Genomic DNA, 16,577 nt, shown 5'->3' on the forward strand with positions numbered 1-16,577 from the left:
GAGCAGTCTTGCCCTATACTTTGCCAAAACACAGCGGGCAAAGGCAGATCAGCATGAACGACAGACCGAAAAAGTCACTGTCTATCGTCGGTTGCGGCTTTGTCGCTGACCTCTATATGCGCTCGCTCGCGAAACATCCCGATATCGCCGTGACGCAAGTATTTGATCACAATCCGGCCCGGCTTGCGGCGTTTGCGGATCACTGGAAGCTGCGAAGCGCCGAAACGTTTGACCGGTTTCTCGGCAATCTTCCGGTTGGTTCTGTAGTGATCAACCTCACCAACCCGGACGCGCATTTTGACGTCACCCATGCCTGCCTGAGCGCGGGCCACCACGTCTATTCAGAAAAACCGCTGGCCATGCAGATGGAACACGCCCGCCAGTTGCACGCATTGGCTGCAGAAAAGGGCCTGATGTTGGCATCGGCCCCCTGTTCCGTGCTGGGCGAAGCTGCACAAACACTGGCCAAGGCAGTGCGCGACGATGTCTGTGGCCCGGTGCGCCTGGTCTATGCAGAGCTGGACGATGGTTTCATCCCTCAAGCGCCGTACCCCGACTGGCAAAGCGACTCCGGTGCGCCGTGGCCTGCAGAAGATGAATTCCGCGTAGGATGTACGCTGGAACATGCCGGATATTACCTGACATGGCTGATTGGCATGTTCGGCTCTGTGCGCAGGGTGGTGGCTGCATCTGCGGAAACATTGCCTGACAAGTCCGTGACAGGCACCGCCGATTTTTCCACGGCCACCTTGTTTTTCGAGAATGGCGTCACGGCACGCCTGACTTGTTCCATTGTAGCATCGCATGATCACCGCATCCGGGTGTTTGGCGACAAAGGCGTGCTTCAGGTCAAACAGGCATGGGACAACGAGGCCTCAGTGCGATTCCACAAGCGGTTTGTTTTGCGCCGCCGCCTGATCGAGCACCCGATTGGAAAACGCATGCGGCTGGCTCAGACAACCCATCCCAAGGTCGAACGCTGGGGGGCGGCGGCAATGAACTTTGCCCTGGGTCCGGCGGAAATGCTGGAAGCGCTGTCTGAGGGGCGCCCGTGCCGATTGTCGTCTGACTTTGCGCTGCACCTGAACGAGGTCACGCTGGCCATTCAAAACGCAGGCGAGGACACAGGGGCACAAGTTATGACCACCCGCTGTGATCCGGTTGCGCCAATGAGTTGGGCAACATGAGCGGCCCCGTCGCGATCACCGGCGCATCCGGTTTCATCGGACGCCACACGGTCGCCTATGCCCGGCTGATCGACGTACCCGTGCGGGCGCTGGTGCGGCGCGCCCATGCCGCGCCTGAACTTTGGCACGAAGATCGCGGCATCGATATTCGCGAACACGACCTGACCGTGCCAGAGGGCCTTGCCCGGCAACTGGAAGGCGCGTTTGCGGTTGTTCATACTGCGGGCACGCTGGCAGGCGATCATGCGCGCGACACGATGATGGCCAGCCGCACGTTGCTCGAGGCGATTGTCAGCGCCAAAGTTCCGCATGTGGTTCTGGTCAGCTCAATCTCGGTCTATGACGTGATGGCGCTCAAGGACCATGACACGCTGAACGAAGACTGCCCGTTGCTGATGCAGGGACGTGATGCCTATTCGGCGGCCAAGTTGGAACAGGAGCACTTGTTCCGGGACGCAGCGTGCCAGCACGGGTTCACCTTGTCGGTTCTGCGACCGGGCGCGGTTTTTGGCCCCGGACGGGCCTTTAATGCGCATATCGGTCCTGCGGTTGGCCCGGTGATTGCCATGATCGACGGCGGCGGCAAGGTTCCGGTGATCGAAGTGAACCTGCTGGCGGAATGCCTGATCCGCGCAGCACAATCGCCCAACGACATAGAAACCATAAATATATTCGACGACGCCTTGCCGGATCGAGACCGGTTTCTGAAGGTATTTCGTCAATCCGGCTGGCCCAAAGTGGCGCTGCACCTTCCGCTTGGATTGGCTCGGCTTCTGGCAAAAATCACCCCCAACGGACGTCGCATGCCGGGGCTGCTCAGCCGTCCGGTACTGGAAGCGCGCCACAAACCGCTGCGCTATGGGAATGACCGGATGCACAAACGCCTTGGCCCGGTCACAATGCTGCCGTTTGAAACGTCTATGACACGTGCAATCGAGATCGAGCAGAGTCTGACAAAGTGACCGAAACATCAGAACAGCCCATCGCCTATTTGACGGGGGAATACCCCCGTGCCACCGACACGTTCATTCAGCGTGAGGTCGCCGCGTTGCGCGCGCAGGGGCGCGAGGTGATCACCTGTTCCGTGCGCCGCACCGGAACCGAACATCTGGTGGGAGACGAACAAAAGGCCGAAGCCGCCAACACGTTTTACGTCTTGCCTGCCGCACGGCTTGTCCATTTGATCCTGTGCCATTTTCAGGCGCTGCTGCGCAGTCCAAAACGGTATTTCCGCGCGCTCTGGCTCGCACTTCGCACGTCCCCCGGCGGGATTAAGGCGTTGTTATTTCAGCTGTTCTATTTTGCCGAGGCCGGTGTGCTGGCGGCACACCTGCGCAAAAAGAACGTGCGCCATCTGCACAACCACATTGCCAAATCATCCTGTACGGTCGCGATGCTGACGTCGGAAATTTCCGGCATTCCCTACAGCTTTACCCTGCATGGGCCGGACATATTCTTTGCGCCGGACCACTGGCGCTTGGATGAAAAAATTGCCCGCGCCCGTTTTGTCTCGTGCATCAGCCATTTTTGCCGGTCTCAGGCGATGGCGTTTTCCGATCCGCGCCATTGGAGCAAGCTGCATATCGTGCATTGCGGCGTCGACCCGGACCGCTACACCAATTTCGAAGACCCGATGGGGCACAATCTATTGTTTGTCGGACGGCTTGCCCCTGTGAAAGGTCTGCCAATCCTGCTGCGCGCGCTGGAAACGCTGGTGCCGGATTTTCCTAAGCTGCATCTGACCGTGATCGGTGACGGTTCCGGTCGGGCGGCGCTGGAATCTCAAGTCGAAACCGCAGGTCTGACGGACCATGTGTCCTTTGCCGGGTACAAATCGCAATCCGAAGTCGCCGAGGCGCTGATTGCAAGCGACCTGTTTGTGCTGCCCAGCTTTGCCGAAGGCGTGCCTGTTGTGTTGATGGAGGCCATGGCCGCCAAACGCCCGGTGGTTGCCACACAAATCGCGGGCATTCCCGAATTGGTCACCGACGGTGGGTCGGGCCTGCTGGTCCCGCCCGGCGATCCGGACGCGCTGGCACAGGCGATTGCCAAGGTCATTGGCAACCCGTCGCGCGCCACAGGTATGGGGATTGTCGGACGCGCGCGTGTCGAGGCGGCCTATGATGTCACCAAAGAAGCCCTGCGTCTGGGCGCGTTGATGGATGATGAGGGCACGCCATGACCTCCGCCATTGTCATCGGTCGCAACGAAGGCAACCGGTTGATTGCCTGCCTGCAGTCGCTGACCGCTCAGGGTGTGGAGATTGTCTATGTCGACAGCGGCAGCTGGGACAATTCCGTTGCCGAAGCACGTGCCGCCGGCGCGCTTGTGGTCGAGCTGGACGACACCCTGCCCTTTACCGCCGCCCGCGCCCGTCAGGCCGGGTTCGAGGCGCTGAAACAGTCTGGCGACCTGCCCGAATTCATTCAGTTTGTGGATGGCGATTGCATTGTTGTGCCCGGATGGATCGAAGCGGGCGAAACCGCGCTGCGTGCAGATCCGGCGCTGGGGCTAATCACCGGCTGGCGCGCCGAGCTTTACCCGGAACGTTCGATTTACAACGCGTTGTGCGATTTTGAATGGCACCGCCCGGCGGGCGAGATTGCCGCCTGTGGTGGCGACATGATGCTGCGCAGCGCCGCCTTTCAGGCTGCCGGTGGGTTTGACGCCACGGTCATTGCAGCAGAAGACGACGAATTTTGTGTGCGGCTGGCCAAATCGGGCTGGAAACTGCGCCGCTTGCCGTTGGAGATGACCCGCCATGACGCGGCCATGCTGACATTTCGGCAATGGTGGACACGCGGCGTACGATCAGGGCACGGATTTGCGCAGGTCGGCTGGATGCATCCGCCCTATTTCCGGCGCGAACAAATTCGGGTGCTGGCCTATGGGTTGATCCTGCCGCTTTTGGCGGTGGTCGGTCTGTGCCAGTCGGGGCTGTTGTTTCTGGCGGTGCTGGCCATTTACGCGCTGTCATACATCCGCACCGGCAAAGGCTTGGTCGCCGAAGGGTTGCCCACGTGGGAGGCCCGCCGTCATGCCCGCCTGCTCACCCTGTCCAAGCTGCCAAACATGATTGGCATGACTGTCTTTCACTGGCGCCGCCTGTGTGGCCGCGCCATGCGCATTATCGAGTATAAGTGACCATGATTTCCGACCTGAATACTGACCGCCCCATTCGCGCCGCCCTTTTGGGCGCAGGCTATATTGCCGATTGGCACGCCGGGGCCATTCTGGCCACGCCGGGCGTTGATCTGGTGGCTGTGTGCGACACGTCGCAGTCAGCGGCGGTGGCATTGGCGGAAACCTATGGCATAGCGCCCTACAGCGACCTGACCACCATGCTTGAGGCCGGTATTTGCGACGCCGTGCACATCGTCACGCCGCCCCAAAGCCACCGCGCGCTGGCCGAAACCTGTCTGAACGCCGGTCAACATGTGCTGGTCGAAAAACCTGTGGCGCTGTCGGGGCCGGATACGCAGGCGATACATGACGCTGCCCAAACCGCAGGCCGCATTTTTTCCGCCGGTCACAATTTCCTTGGCACACCCGGCTATGAACGCCTGCGCACGGCCCATGAAACCGGTCAGCTGGGACGGGTGGCTGCGGCGGAAATCAATTGGCATTTCCCGCTGGCACCGCTGCGCTCTGGCCCGTTTGGGTTGTGGTTGTTGCGTGACCCCAACAACCTGTTGCTGGAACTGGGACCGCATCTTTTTGCTTTTGCCGTCGATCTGTTTGGCCCGCTCGACATCGAACATGTCAGCCTGTCCAAATCGATTGCCCTGCCCGGAGACACCACGCGTCCGCAAAGCCTGCGCATTCTGGCGACGGCCGGGGATGTGGCGGTCACCATCAACCTGTCTCTGGTGGAAACCATGGACGACCGGTCGCTGACACTGCATGGCTCAACCGGGACCGCACGCTATGACTATGCCAGCGATGTGCTGGTGGTCGACGCGCAAAACGCCGCCGATATTGTCGCCAACCCATTGCTGCGGCAGCTGTCCTTGTCGGGTCAGCATCTGCGCGAAGGTGTGGTGAATGGCACCCGCCAGCTTGTATCTCTGAACCGCAAATCGCCTTATGGGCTGAGCTTTGCGGGGATGACCTCGGCGTTTTACACCGCTATTCGCACCGGGCGCCCGTTGGACAAACGCTTTGACGGCGACAGCGCCGTTCAGGTGATGACAGCCATTGACGCGGCATTGGCGCATATGCCGAAACCGGAAAAGAAGCCCAAACCAAAGACCCGCAAAAAGCCCAAACCCAGCGTGCTGATCATCGGCGGTACCGGCTTTATCGGGCGCGATCTGACCCGTGCATGGGTCGCGTGCGGGCGCGATGTACGGGTGTTGTCACGCGGACAGTCCGGCCCGTTTGATGACATTGCCGATCATGTCGAACTTTATGGTGCGTCGCTGTCCAACCCCGACCAGCTGGCCGGGGCGATGGAGGGTATCGACATTGTGTATCACCTTGGCAAATCCATGGACGCCACATGGGACGCTGCGCTGAAAAACGACGTGGGCGTGACCGAAACCATCGCGCGCGCGGCCAATGCCTGTGGCGTGCAACGCTTCATCTATACCGGCACCATTGCCAGCTATGATATGTCCGACCCGGGTACGACAATCACTGAACAGACCGGGTTTGACGACGACATGTCAGACCGCAACATCTATGCCCGCTCCAAAGCGGAATGCGAGGCGCGACTGCTTGAGATGCACCGCAAATACGCTCTGCCGCTAGTGATTGCCCGCCCCGGAATTGTGGTGGGCAAAGGTGGCCCGCTGCAACACTGGGGCATCGGGCGCTGGCATGGCGCGGGTGCTGTGCGGATCTGGGGCAAAGGGCGGCACATTTTGCCGTTTGTGTTGAATGAGGACATCGCAGAGGCCCTGATCCTGATGGCCGAAACCGAAGACGCCATCGGGCAAAGCTTTAACCTTGTTGGCGACCCGATGCTGTCCGCACAGGATTATTTCAATGCGATCCATGCCCGTCTGGGGGCCCGTATCAAGGTCAAACCCGGTAATCTGACCGCATTTTATGCCTCTGCTTCGGTCAAATACGCGCTTAAGAAACATGTGCTGCGTCGTGGCGGGCTGACCAATCCTTCGCTGTCCGACTGGAAAAGCCGGGCGCATTTTTCACCGTTTGACAATGCGCTGCCAAAACAGGTTTTGGGCTGGACGCCTGAACCCCGCCGCGACAATTTCCTGCGCAAGGCCATCGACGACGCCGATCTGTTTGGGTTCTGAACGGCACAAGACTCCGCATTCGCGCCATTTTTTTGTCCGCATTCCCCTGCTAAACAGGGGCAACGACTATATCAGGTGATACCATGATCGAGGATCAAACCGACGATATCGAATTTGACACGGACGAGGCCAAAGACCGGCTTCCGGCCGTGCACGATCCTGATTTGTACTGGCAAAGCCTGCCCTTGATCGAACCGGATGCTGACATTCTGGCGCGCAACCACGTGATCAGCGCAGCACGCAGCGACCCCGCCCATGCCGCGTTTGACATGTTGCGTACCCGTCTTTTGCAGGCCCTGAACGAACAGGGCTGGACCCGCGTCGCCGTGACTGCCCCAACCCGTGGATGCGGCAGCAGTTTTGTGACGGCAAATCTCGCCTATTCAGTGTCCCGGCTGGAAGCCTCGCGCAGCATCGTGCTTGACCTTGATATGCGTGCGCCTTCGCTGCACAGCACTTTGGGCCTGAAGGCCAAACACAGCATGGCAGAATATCTGCAAGGCAGCCTTGATCCCGAAGAGTTTCTGATACGCACCCGCTCAAACCTGGCCTTTGGGCTGAACGGCACCTCGGAAATGGACGCCGCAGAGCTGTTTCAGGACACGATGACAGCCGACGTGCTGGACGAATTGCAGGACCTTTTGTGCCCGGAACTGATGCTGTTTGATCTGCCCCCTGCGCTGGAACATGATGACGTTCTTGCGGTTTTGCCCAATGTCGACGGCGTGCTTGTGGTTGCTGGCGGTGGCGTTTCAACCGCCGAAGACATCACCAAGGTCGAACAGATGCTCAGCGAAGTGAAACCGCTTTTGGGTGTCATGCTGAACAAGGCCGAGGGCAAAGTTTCGTTCTGAGACCGCCCTGACGCGCGGCTTGCTTTGCGACATCGCATTCCCCATTAACTCGCCCACTAAAATGACTTTTCTCCTGAAAGTTGTGTTTTGCAATATTTTGCGCTGTGTCCGCGAATTCTGACCGTATTTGTCATCAAGTAGGGCTTTGTGATTGATCACAGCAGTGCCAATATCCGGCTACAGATACCGCCCGATAACCGGGCATTAGTTCAGGAGCAAAACCTTTCATGAAAGCCAGAACATTCATACAGGCCGCCGTTGCAAGCATCGCTTTGGGTGCCGCAACACTTGCATTTGCCGAAGATAAAACGGGCACCAATGTCGCCGATAATGCACAAGGCACGCAAGGCCCCGTGGCGCAGCTCGCGATGGCGCAGAGCCTTTATAACTATGGCATGCAGCAGAAAAATGCGCTGGCCGTACTGACAGCGGCGCAGATCACTTTGTCGATCGAAGTCACCGATGTTGAGCGCGAGGTTGAAAACAAAGCAACCGAAGGCGCCGCTGAGGTCGAAGACGGTGGCGACGGAACTGATGCACCGGTGTCGGCTGACATGATGCTGGCCTCGGCCCGCGAGCTGGCCGGTGGGGACGAAACCGTGCTGGGGTTGATCGAAGACGTTGAGGCCGAAGGTGCACGTGGTCGTATCGGTGGGCCTTCGCGCACGCTAAGCCGTCTGCGCGCTGGTCGCACCGACGTGTTCCGCGTACCGTTTTATGGCAACAGCCTTGCAGAACTGGCAATTATCGGGGATGGCGACGCAGATCTTGACCTGTTGGTCACAGACGAAAACGGCAACGTCATCTGCAAAGATGTCAGCTATTCCGATCAGCTTTATTGTTCGTGGACACCACGTTGGGATGGGTATTTCCTGATTGGTGTGGTCAATCAGGGCCGGATCAGAAACAGCTATTACATCGTTACAAACTGATTGCGCTTCAAGCGCAACGCAAAGGGCGCCTGATCATTTGGGCGCCCTTTTTTCGTGTCTGGCATTCTGCCGTATTCAAATCCTAAGGCACTGCTTCTGCCAACCGTCCTGACACCAGCAACGGCACGCGCCTGGTGATGTGATCGTGCAGCGCCGTGACATGTGACGTAAAGGCCAGATCGGTTTTCCAGACCCAGTGAAACTCGAACGCGGCTTGCGCGCCGTCACCTGACAAAAGCGCCCGCGCGGTGTCTTTTGCGCCAGACAGCTTGGCGCGGGGCAAAATTCCCGCGCCTATGCCGATACCCGCCCATTGTTCGATCACCGGATAGCTGATGGCGGCCCCCGGGTAGGGCGTGAAATTCGCGGCATTCTGGACAAACAGCCGTTCCAGCGACCGGTTCAACCCACAACCGCCACCGGTCATGATGATGGGTGACGCAGGCAAAGACGCAACCGTCACGTTCCGCCCGACAGGTATATCGGTGCCGTCGCTGGGTATATAAAACAGCGGATCGGCGTAGAACCGCAAGTGATCCCATCCGGCCTCGATCATGTCGCGCGGCACGACCGCAATGTCGACTGATCCGGTGTCCATCCGCCCCGCCAGATCATCCAGCAGACATTCCTTGAAATAGACCGACACATCGGGGTTCTCGCGCCGATACGGCTCTAACACCTCGTTCAGCAATCCCATATCGACCAGCGGAGAGAGTCCGATCCGCAGCACTTTGTGCTCAGGATGCAGATACGCCTCGCTGGCCTTTGCCATTTCGTCGCGCGCCTCAAGGATCGCCTCAAGGTACGGCAGAACATAACCGCCATAGGGGGTCAATTCCACGGAGCGGGTGGTGCGGTGAAAGATTTTTGCGCCCAGCTCATCCTCTAACTGGCCCAGCGCATTGGACAGGGTCGGTTGCGTCGCGTTGCAGACATCCGCCGCGTGGCTGAACGATCCGGTCCGGGCAATTTCGCGGGCAAACTCAAGTTGACGCAGCTTCACAATTTATTCCATTTTTCTATAGGTAAAATTCAGGAACTTAATTTCAGTATCAATATACACCTCCCATACTCTTGCGGCAACAAGGGAGATCATGATGGAAATCACGTCTTATGCAGCCCTGCCCGCGCTCTTGCTGGGCCTTTTGGTAGGTGTCACGGCACTCTCGCTGGTGGCCAATGAACTGGGCAAACGGGCCCGCCTTTCGGTGCCGTCCCGCTTTGTCTTGTCCGGCGCGCTTGGCATGGGGGTCTTGTCGGTCGGGATCAAAGTTCTGATCCTGTCCGTGTTGCTTCAAACCGACGGGCAAGCCCTGGCGCATTCCGGCAGAGCCGTGCGCGAAACACTGCGCGCGCTGGTACCTGTTGAGGCGGTCCAGCCGGAACCGGCCGACACGCAACCCCTGGGATTTCGAACATGGCGCGCCCTGCCAAGGCAGGCTCCGGAGCCCCGGGACAATCGCAGTTCCGAGGCAAAGATTGCACTTGGAAAGATGTTGTTCCACGACAAAAACCTGTCACTTGATCGCAGCGTGTCCTGTGCGTCCTGCCACATCTTAACGGATGGTGGCGACGACAACGCGCCCACATCCACCGGGTATCTGGGACAGACCGGCGACCGCAACGCACCAACTGTTTTGAACGCCGCCTTTCTGACCCGTTTGTTCTGGGATGGCCGCGCCGCCTCGCTGGAACTACAGGCCAAAGGCCCGTTCACTAACCTGGTGGAAATGGCGATGCCCTCATTGGCCGCCGTCGAAGACAGAGTTGCACAAAATCAATATTATAGAGCGACATTTCAGTCAGTGCTCCCGGACAAAACCCCGATCAACATCCGCAACATCACCCGGGCGATTGCCGCCTATGAACGCACCTTGATTACCCCTGACGCGCCATATGACAGGTATGTCCGGGGCGATGACGCGGCCCTGTCTGAGGCCGCCTTGCGGGGGATGGCTTTGTTTGACGAATTTGGGTGCCGGGGATGCCATGTCGACCCGGTATTTTCGGCAGCCGGATCAGAAAAACCGCTGGGTGTTTACCGCCGTTTTCCAGTCTACCCACAGAACAACGCCTATATGGCGCAATACGACCTGTTGATCGCGGGCGCACCGTCACGATATCGCGTCCCGTCATTGCACAACGTCGCGCGGACTGCACCTTATTTCCACAACGGCTCAGTCGAAACTCTGCAAGAGGCCATTCGCGTGATGGCCGTGTCCCAGCTTGGGCGCGAGATCACCGATGATCCAATTGCCGACATCCGCGTGGTGGCAGCGTCTGTCAGCGACTCCCGACCGGGGCGCAATCTGTCACTGGTCAGGGGCCATGCGCTTAGCCGTCAGGACGTGTCAGATATCGAACAGTTTTTGCGCGCGCTGACCGACACAACAATACCGGATTAACCGAACCCACGCCGGAATTACGGGACTCAACACCTATTGGCGTTGGGTTCGTTGTTCCTGCTGGAGCTTTATATTAATTAATAGTTTTTATGAATGTTTATAATTTTGTCTTACAATTTCTCTATCTTTTTCCGATTTCCTAGATTGCCCATGCCCACCCAATGGACATCACAAAAGGAAAACCAAATGAAACAGACACCTCTGATTGCCGTCGCCACCACTCTTGCTCTGGCGCTTTCTCTCGCTGGCCCAAATACTGCACTGGCAGACGATCACGCCGGATTTCAGCCCGACAGGGCCACAACCGCCCTTTTGGTCGTCGACCCTCAGAACGACTTTATGTCCTCAGGCGGCAAAGGGTGGGGCCTTGTGGGCGAAAATGTCATGCGACTGGGGTCCAATGATCACATTGAAACTCTGATCCGCACGGCCAAAGACGGGGATATTCCTGTGTTCGTCAGCCCGCATGGCTATTTTGAGCATGACGCACACTGGCATGATCGTGGCCCTGTTCAGGCGCTGATGCATGAGGCCGGTTTGCTCAAGATCAACGGCCCGGCAGAATATGAAGGGTTCGAAGGGTCCGGCGCGGATTTCTATGCCCCACTCAAGGCGATGATTTTGGATGGCGACACGGTGATCACCACCCCGCACAAGGTGTACGGGCCGGACTCAAACGACCTTGCGCTGCAATTACGCAAACGCGGTATTCAGACGGTCATCATGGGGGGATTTGTGGCCAATCTGTGCGTTGACAGTCATATGCGCGAACTGGTCGAGCAAGGCTTTAATGTGGTGGTTGTCAAAGACGTCGTCGGCGCGCCCGGAGAAGATGCCTATGACGCCGCGATATTAAATGCGAGCATGATTGCAAACGCGGTGTGGGACACCGATCAGGCGGTTGCTTTCCTTGACTAAAACAACAGCGCGGCGACCTGACACGGGCCGCCGCGCAATTTTTCGGGTCGTTCAACGGCACAGTCCAGCGTACGGTACCGTACGTTTACCGGATCAGAATAGCGCGGAAATCATTCACATTGGTGCCCGTTGGGCCCGGTGAAAACAGATCGCCAATTGCCTCAAATGCGCTGAACGCGTCATTACTGGCCAGATCAACCGCCGGATCCCGGCCCGCTTCGCGCAGCCGCCGACAAGTGCCGCCATCCACAAACGCACCCGCGTTATCCTCGGATCCGTCAATCCCATCCGTATCGGCTGCCAACGCCGTGATCCCATCCACGCCATCCAGCGTTTGGGCTAGCGACAACAGGAACTCAGTGTTGCGCCCGCCGCGCCCCTTGCCAGTTAGCGTGACAGTGGTTTCTCCGCCAGACAGGATCACGACGGGTTTGGTGAACGGGCGATTTTTTCCCTTTACTTCCAACGCCATGGCCGCGTGCATTTTGGCAATCTCGCGGGCTTCTCCTTCTATTGCGTCTGACAGGATCACCGCAGGAAGCCCCAATGCCCTGGCTTTGACGGCCGCCGCGTCCAGCGACACGCCGGCAGAGGCAATCACCTTGACCGTATGATTGGCAAATGCCGGGTCGGCAGGGTCCGGCGCGTGCGACGTCTCGCCCTGAATGTGCGCCAACACAGCAGGCGGGATCGCAATTTGATGGCTTTTTATCAGGTGCAACGCGTCATCCCGGGACACGGCATCCGGCACCGTCGGTCCCGAGGCCACCTGAGCCGGGTCATCGCCGGGCACATCCGACACAATCAACGACACCACCGGCGCCGGATACGCCGCCTTGGCCAGCCGCCCGCCCTTGATCATGCTGACATGTTTGCGGATCGCGTTCATCACGGAAATCGGTGCGCCCGACGCCAGCAACGCCGTGTTCAGCGCCTGTTCATCCGCAAGCGACAGCCCGTCGGGCGGGCTGGGCAACAATGCCGACCCTCCGCCACAGACCAGCGCCACCACAAGATCATCCGGCCCCAACCCCGATACCGCATCCAGCAAGGCATGGCTTGCCTCTAACCCGGCCGCGTCTGGTACGGGATGCGCGGCTTCCATGACTTTGATCCGATCACACAGGGCGCCATAGCCATATCGGGTCACAACCACGCCGCTCAGCGCGCCTTCCCACAAGGTTTCAAAGGCCTGCGCCAGCTGCGCCGCGCCTTTGCCCGCGCCGATCACGATGGTGCGCCCCTTGGGCGGTTTGGGCATATGCGGGGTCAGCGCCTGCAACGGGTCCGCCGCGGCAACGGCCGCGTCAAACAAGTCGGTCAAAATCGCGCGGTCGGTCATCACAGCTCTATATCGCAGACAAAAACACCATCCGCGCCACCTTCAAGTTTTTCGACAATACGCCCGCCAATCGTCTGATGCGCCGGGTCGGCCAGATAGGCGTCTCGCACTGCAACGTCTCGAAAATCGAACCAGAACATGTCGTTAAAACCCCGCACCAAAGGCGTTTCCACGGACACGTTTTTGCGGGTCTGAAAGTCCAGAATACCGTCGATATGGCCTGACAGCCCCGCCAGATCATCATAAAGCGCGGATTTGTCCTGCGGGCTGACCGTGCCTTGAAATCTCAGATGCACAAAATGTCTGATCATGTGTTTTCTTCTTTCTTGACGTCAGGTGTCAGAATACTGGCGATTCCCGGTTGTCGAAGGCATTCGCTCCAGTGGACAATTCTGCATGTTGCGCGCAAGACGACCACCCTTGTCTTTGACAAAAACGGGACGCCCGATCACCTCGGACGTCCCGCAAAGACCTCTCACGCAGATCAGTTGTTGCGCGAGATTGTACCGTTCAGCCAGTCCACATAATTCGCAGTCCGGGTATAAGCCGAAAACAGCGCGTCTTCGGCACAGGTCTTGCCATTTTCGGCGGACAAGCCCCAGCTCACAACGCCTGCCTGAATAAACGACCCGTCATCCAACGGCACCACCAATGGACCGCCGCTGTCACCCTGACAGGATGTCTTGCCGCCTTCATATGTGCCTGAGCAGATCATATTTGGCGTCATCGGTTCCGGCACATGCTGCACAAACTCTGACCAGGCCTGTTCGGCGGTCGCGACATCCATGCCAAACACCTCTGCGGCATAGCCAAATCCTTTGACTGCCTCTTCTGCGCGCGCTTCCAGCAATAATCCGTTGCACATGTCGCGTTCCATCATCTGGATTTGAACTTCGCGCAACCGGTCCGGGTTCTGCGCCCCTTCGATCAGGCCCCAACCAGTGACATAAGTGGTCACGCCGGGCTGTTCCAGATAGTCGCCAAATTCCGCATCCGGCACTGTGATCGTCTGATATTGCACCCCGGGGGCGCGCGCCAGTTTGATCAGCGCAATGTCATTGTCAAACTCGGTTCCGACATAGCCAGGATGACGGAACACCGCCTCGACCGGCACCATGTCACCGTTGCCATGCGCCAGATGGTTGGTGCCCACCACAATGTTGAACCGGCTTGGATCGATGTCGCGATACGTGCCTTCGTCATCAGCCATGTGAATGCAATGCGCCGCCGTCAGCACCCACCGGTCCAGTACCAAAGACCCGCCGCAGAACTGAATATCCGGCTGCAATGGATACCCACCGACAACCAGCGCCACCTGCCAGGGCCATGCGCCATCCGCCGACACGGTGCCGCCAATCACTTTAGACCCGCTGTCCTCGGCCGCGATATCCTTGGCGCGTTCCGCCTTTTTCTGGCTTTCTGCAAACCTAAAAGGCGAGGCCATCACCGGGTCGGTGCCCGCGCCGCCAAATTCCTGTGCAACCGAGGCTGATCCCATCGTGATCGCCAGCACACACACATGGCTTAAAAGCTTGGTTTTCATCGCTTGTCTCCTATTCCATTAATCTTCCCGAGGCAGGACCTCGAATGCAAATCTGTTTACTTTCAATGGTGCCATAGTCCCGCCCAATGTCAAAGCGCGCTCAGATCCGTCAGACAGAGCCGCCCCCAAAAAGCTTTCCAATGGCGATTGGCCTGTGGCGCGTGTCGGGGCGCCGTCTGCCAATGACGTGAATTCGACCCGGGGGGCGTCCGGATCTACCGGCACTGCCAACACAATCACTTCCTCCCACCCGCTGGCAAACGGGTCTTGCGGGGCGCTGTTGTTCACGATCCGCATGCCAATGTTCTTTTTGCCGCCCGGTTCCACCCGGTTGGACAGGTTTGGATCAGGAAACAGCGCGCTGATCTGAAAATCGCGATCCACGTAAAGCACGGTCACATCCTGCGCCTTGCGCGACAGGTTGGTCAGGTTGATCCAAAGCTGATCACAATGGCGCAGCGCGCCGCCATCATCCACGGCTTCGCTTCCGTTAGGCTTGGCGCACCCACTGGCGCGTGCGCGCGTCGGGCGCCGTTCCAGCGCAACTTTCAGACCGGTCCCGCCAATGGAAAACCCGCCGCCTTTAACCCCTTCAAGCACCGACGTCAGGCGATGCACCCGGCCGACACGCTCTAACCAGCCTGCCAGTTGTTCCTGAACATCCGCCTCAGGATCAAACCGGAACCGGGGCGAGCTTTCCGGCCCGCCCGGATCAACCACGCCGTCCCGCCCAGCTAACACCAGCGTGCCGTCCATCAGGACCAATGCCGCATCAAACCCCTGATCGCCAAACGTGACGCCATCCACCAGATCATCCGCCGCCAGCACGTCAAACGCTTCGGTCAGGGGGCGGTATTCGTATCCGTCATGTTCAATCGCAGAACGCGGTGGCGCGATGATCATTGCCGGGGGCACGCCCGGCGCAACCACTTCAGCGTAGCCCAGTTTGGGCAAGACAAACCCATCGCGGCCCCGCAGGGTCGACCGGGTTGGTTTGGCACCGGAAATTTCTGCCTGCCCCAAAGCGTCACCACCCGTGGCCGCATCATACACGTTCACCACTGCACCGGATGCCAGGCCTGACAACGCGCCCTGCAAAAGCGCGCCATCTTTGATCACCAACCGCTGACCCGGCGCAGCGCCTTCGCCAAATACTGCCATGTCCAGCAACGATCCTTCGCCATCCGGCGTCTGTGTCGCTGTGGCAGACGCCTTGCGCATACCGTCACGCGTGCCCTGCAACCACTGACCATAGCTCAGCGTCTCATTACTCTCTAACACCGCTGCCAGATTGCGGGTGAAATCACCGTACCAATTAGCCGGATCATCGCCATCTCCCAACGGGTATTCAAAACTGCGCTGATCTGACTGCGACGAATAAAGGAACACAAAATCCCCTGACAAACCGGCATCCGCGCTGTGGCTGTCACCGGGTTCTGCATCCCCCGGCACACCCAGTGTTTCGGGGTCGACATACCGCGCAACCCCTGCGGCCCCGTCCAGCGCGCGAAACCCTGTGCCCGAATGGCAAGCGTCAACAATCGCCACCAATTGCGCGCCCCGGCTCAGCACATGCGCTGACCACGCGCGAAACTCATCATCCACCAGCGCGTTTTCAACCGCACCAATGCTGGCCTGCCAGTTTTTGGCATCCGCAGGCAGGAAAATCTGATCGTACCCACCCTGTTCGTCGCCATCCTGATCCGGCATTTGCGAGCCGTGGCCCGAAAAATAGAATACCGCCGTGTCGCCAGCCCCGCTGGCCGTTGCCATGGTGTCCAGCGCGTCCAGTATACCCGCCCGTGTCGGCGCATCTTGCACAACGCCCGTCGGCGCATCTTCGATGCCTTCGCTCAGCACTGTGATCTGGCCCGCAGGAACGCCGCGCCGGATCAGCGCGCGCATCATCAGCGCCACATCGTTGCGTGGCCCCTTCAGGTCTGCATCCAGATGATAATAATCGCTGACCCCCACCAATACCGCGCGCGTTTCGGCACGGGATTGCGCGGCGCCCAGGACATAAAGCGCCGCGCAGAAGACTGTCATGATCAGCCCGGTGTAATGAGATTTTGTCTCAACTGTTTTGGTCATAATATCCAACGATACTGAGGTTTCCGCCTTGATCAAGCATC

14 protein-coding genes are annotated in these 16,577 nt (G+C 58.9%); 9 read left to right on the top strand and 5 right to left on the bottom strand.

What is annotated here, in order from left to right; translation table 11 throughout:
• The first annotated feature begins 53 nt into the window (after window positions 1–53).
• The 7 genes from ABJI08_RS01950 to ABJI08_RS01980 all read left to right on the top strand — a co-directional run bounded on the left by ABJI08_RS01950 (window position 54) and on the right by ABJI08_RS01980 (window position 8,237).
• Complete coding sequence (locus ABJI08_RS01950) at window positions 54–1,187, top strand: Gfo/Idh/MocA family oxidoreductase (RefSeq protein WP_348400146.1); 1,134 nt, start codon at window positions 54–56, stop codon at window positions 1,185–1,187.
• Window positions 1,184–2,149 carry an NAD-dependent epimerase/dehydratase family protein gene (locus ABJI08_RS01955; protein WP_348400147.1) on the top strand — a complete coding sequence of 322 codons (966 nt, stop codon included), beginning with the start codon at window positions 1,184–1,186 and terminating at the stop codon, window positions 2,147–2,149. Before ABJI08_RS01950 ends, ABJI08_RS01955 begins: the two co-directional genes overlap by 4 nt.
• Window positions 2,146–3,369, top strand: a complete 1,224-nt coding sequence (locus ABJI08_RS01960; protein WP_348400148.1) for a glycosyltransferase — start codon at window positions 2,146–2,148, stop codon at window positions 3,367–3,369. Before ABJI08_RS01955 ends, ABJI08_RS01960 begins: the two co-directional genes overlap by 4 nt.
• Window positions 3,366–4,331, top strand: a complete 966-nt coding sequence (locus tag ABJI08_RS01965; RefSeq protein ID WP_348400149.1) for a glycosyltransferase family 2 protein — start codon at window positions 3,366–3,368, stop codon at window positions 4,329–4,331. Before ABJI08_RS01960 ends, ABJI08_RS01965 begins: the two co-directional genes overlap by 4 nt.
• A gap of 2 nt (window positions 4,332–4,333) precedes the next feature.
• Window positions 4,334–6,451: an NAD-dependent epimerase/dehydratase family protein gene (locus tag ABJI08_RS01970; protein ID WP_348400150.1), complete on the top strand. Its 2,118-nt coding sequence runs from the start codon at window positions 4,334–4,336 to the stop codon at window positions 6,449–6,451.
• A gap of 83 nt (window positions 6,452–6,534) precedes the next feature.
• Window positions 6,535–7,305, top strand: coding sequence for a P-loop NTPase (locus ABJI08_RS01975; protein ID WP_348400151.1), 771 nt, complete (start codon window positions 6,535–6,537; stop codon window positions 7,303–7,305).
• A gap of 227 nt (window positions 7,306–7,532) precedes the next feature.
• Complete coding sequence (locus tag ABJI08_RS01980) at window positions 7,533–8,237, top strand: hypothetical protein (RefSeq protein ID WP_348400152.1); 705 nt, start codon at window positions 7,533–7,535, stop codon at window positions 8,235–8,237.
• An 82-nt stretch (window positions 8,238–8,319) separates the two neighbouring features.
• Here the strand turns inward: ABJI08_RS01980 and ABJI08_RS01985 are convergent, their stop codons facing one another.
• Window positions 8,320–9,240 (bottom strand): LysR family transcriptional regulator, encoded by a 921-nt coding sequence (locus ABJI08_RS01985; protein ID WP_348400153.1) that lies wholly within the window; start codon window positions 9,238–9,240, stop codon window positions 8,320–8,322.
• A 94-nt stretch (window positions 9,241–9,334) separates the two neighbouring features.
• On the opposite strand from ABJI08_RS01985, the gene ABJI08_RS01990 reads away from it, so the two are divergent.
• The gene (locus ABJI08_RS01990; RefSeq protein ID WP_348400154.1) at window positions 9,335–10,642 is read left to right on the top strand and encodes a cytochrome c peroxidase; all 1,308 of its coding nucleotides are present in this window, start codon (window positions 9,335–9,337) and stop codon (window positions 10,640–10,642) included.
• Between the two features lie 186 nt (window positions 10,643–10,828).
• A complete protein-coding gene (locus ABJI08_RS01995; protein ID WP_348400155.1) occupies window positions 10,829–11,560 on the top strand; it encodes an isochorismatase family protein in 732 nt (243 codons plus the stop codon).
• A gap of 85 nt (window positions 11,561–11,645) precedes the next feature.
• Here the strand turns inward: ABJI08_RS01995 and ABJI08_RS02000 are convergent, their stop codons facing one another.
• The 4 genes from ABJI08_RS02000 to ABJI08_RS02015 form a co-directional block, all read right to left on the bottom strand.
• Window positions 11,646–12,902, bottom strand: a complete 1,257-nt coding sequence (locus ABJI08_RS02000; protein ID WP_348400156.1) for a glycerate kinase — start codon at window positions 12,900–12,902, stop codon at window positions 11,646–11,648.
• Window positions 12,902–13,213 (bottom strand): Dabb family protein, encoded by a 312-nt coding sequence (locus tag ABJI08_RS02005; protein WP_348400157.1) that lies wholly within the window; start codon window positions 13,211–13,213, stop codon window positions 12,902–12,904. The genes ABJI08_RS02000 and ABJI08_RS02005 overlap by 1 nt, the downstream gene beginning before the upstream one ends.
• Window positions 13,214–13,386: 173 nt before the next feature.
• Window positions 13,387–14,445 (bottom strand): serine protease, encoded by a 1,059-nt coding sequence (locus tag ABJI08_RS02010; protein WP_348400158.1) that lies wholly within the window; start codon window positions 14,443–14,445, stop codon window positions 13,387–13,389.
• An 18-nt stretch (window positions 14,446–14,463) separates the two neighbouring features.
• Window positions 14,464–16,536: a caspase family protein gene (locus tag ABJI08_RS02015; protein ID WP_348400159.1), complete on the bottom strand. Its 2,073-nt coding sequence runs from the start codon at window positions 16,534–16,536 to the stop codon at window positions 14,464–14,466.
• Between the last annotated feature and the right edge of the window lie 41 nt (window positions 16,537–16,577).

Origin of the sequence: Shimia sp. (assembly GCF_039969785.1) — a bacterium.
Classification (GTDB): Bacteria; Pseudomonadota; Alphaproteobacteria; order Rhodobacterales; family Rhodobacteraceae; genus Shimia.

What these genes read in the sequence shown, in the direction of transcription:
- ABJI08_RS01995 (WP_348400155.1), top strand. Translation starts at nt 10,829, where the DNA reads ATGAAACAGACACCTCTGATTGCCGTCGCCACCACTCTTGCTCTGGCG.
- ABJI08_RS01990 (WP_348400154.1), top strand. Translation starts at nt 9,335, where the DNA reads ATGGAAATCACGTCTTATGCAGCCCTGCCCGCGCTCTTGCTGGGCCTT.
- ABJI08_RS01965 (WP_348400149.1), top strand. Translation starts at nt 3,366, where the DNA reads ATGACCTCCGCCATTGTCATCGGTCGCAACGAAGGCAACCGGTTGATT.
- ABJI08_RS01970 (WP_348400150.1), top strand. Translation starts at nt 4,334, where the DNA reads ATGATTTCCGACCTGAATACTGACCGCCCCATTCGCGCCGCCCTTTTG.
- ABJI08_RS02005 (WP_348400157.1), bottom strand. Translation starts at nt 13,213, where the DNA reads ATGATCAGACATTTTGTGCATCTGAGATTTCAAGGCACGGTCAGCCCG.
- ABJI08_RS01975 (WP_348400151.1), top strand. Translation starts at nt 6,535, where the DNA reads ATGATCGAGGATCAAACCGACGATATCGAATTTGACACGGACGAGGCC.
- ABJI08_RS02010 (WP_348400158.1), bottom strand. Translation starts at nt 14,445, where the DNA reads ATGAAAACCAAGCTTTTAAGCCATGTGTGTGTGCTGGCGATCACGATG.
- ABJI08_RS01980 (WP_348400152.1), top strand. Translation starts at nt 7,533, where the DNA reads ATGAAAGCCAGAACATTCATACAGGCCGCCGTTGCAAGCATCGCTTTG.
- ABJI08_RS01955 (WP_348400147.1), top strand. Translation starts at nt 1,184, where the DNA reads ATGAGCGGCCCCGTCGCGATCACCGGCGCATCCGGTTTCATCGGACGC.
- ABJI08_RS02000 (WP_348400156.1), bottom strand. Translation starts at nt 12,902, where the DNA reads ATGACCGACCGCGCGATTTTGACCGACTTGTTTGACGCGGCCGTTGCC.
- ABJI08_RS02015 (WP_348400159.1), bottom strand. Translation starts at nt 16,536, where the DNA reads ATGACCAAAACAGTTGAGACAAAATCTCATTACACCGGGCTGATCATG.
- ABJI08_RS01950 (WP_348400146.1), top strand. Translation starts at nt 54, where the DNA reads ATGAACGACAGACCGAAAAAGTCACTGTCTATCGTCGGTTGCGGCTTT.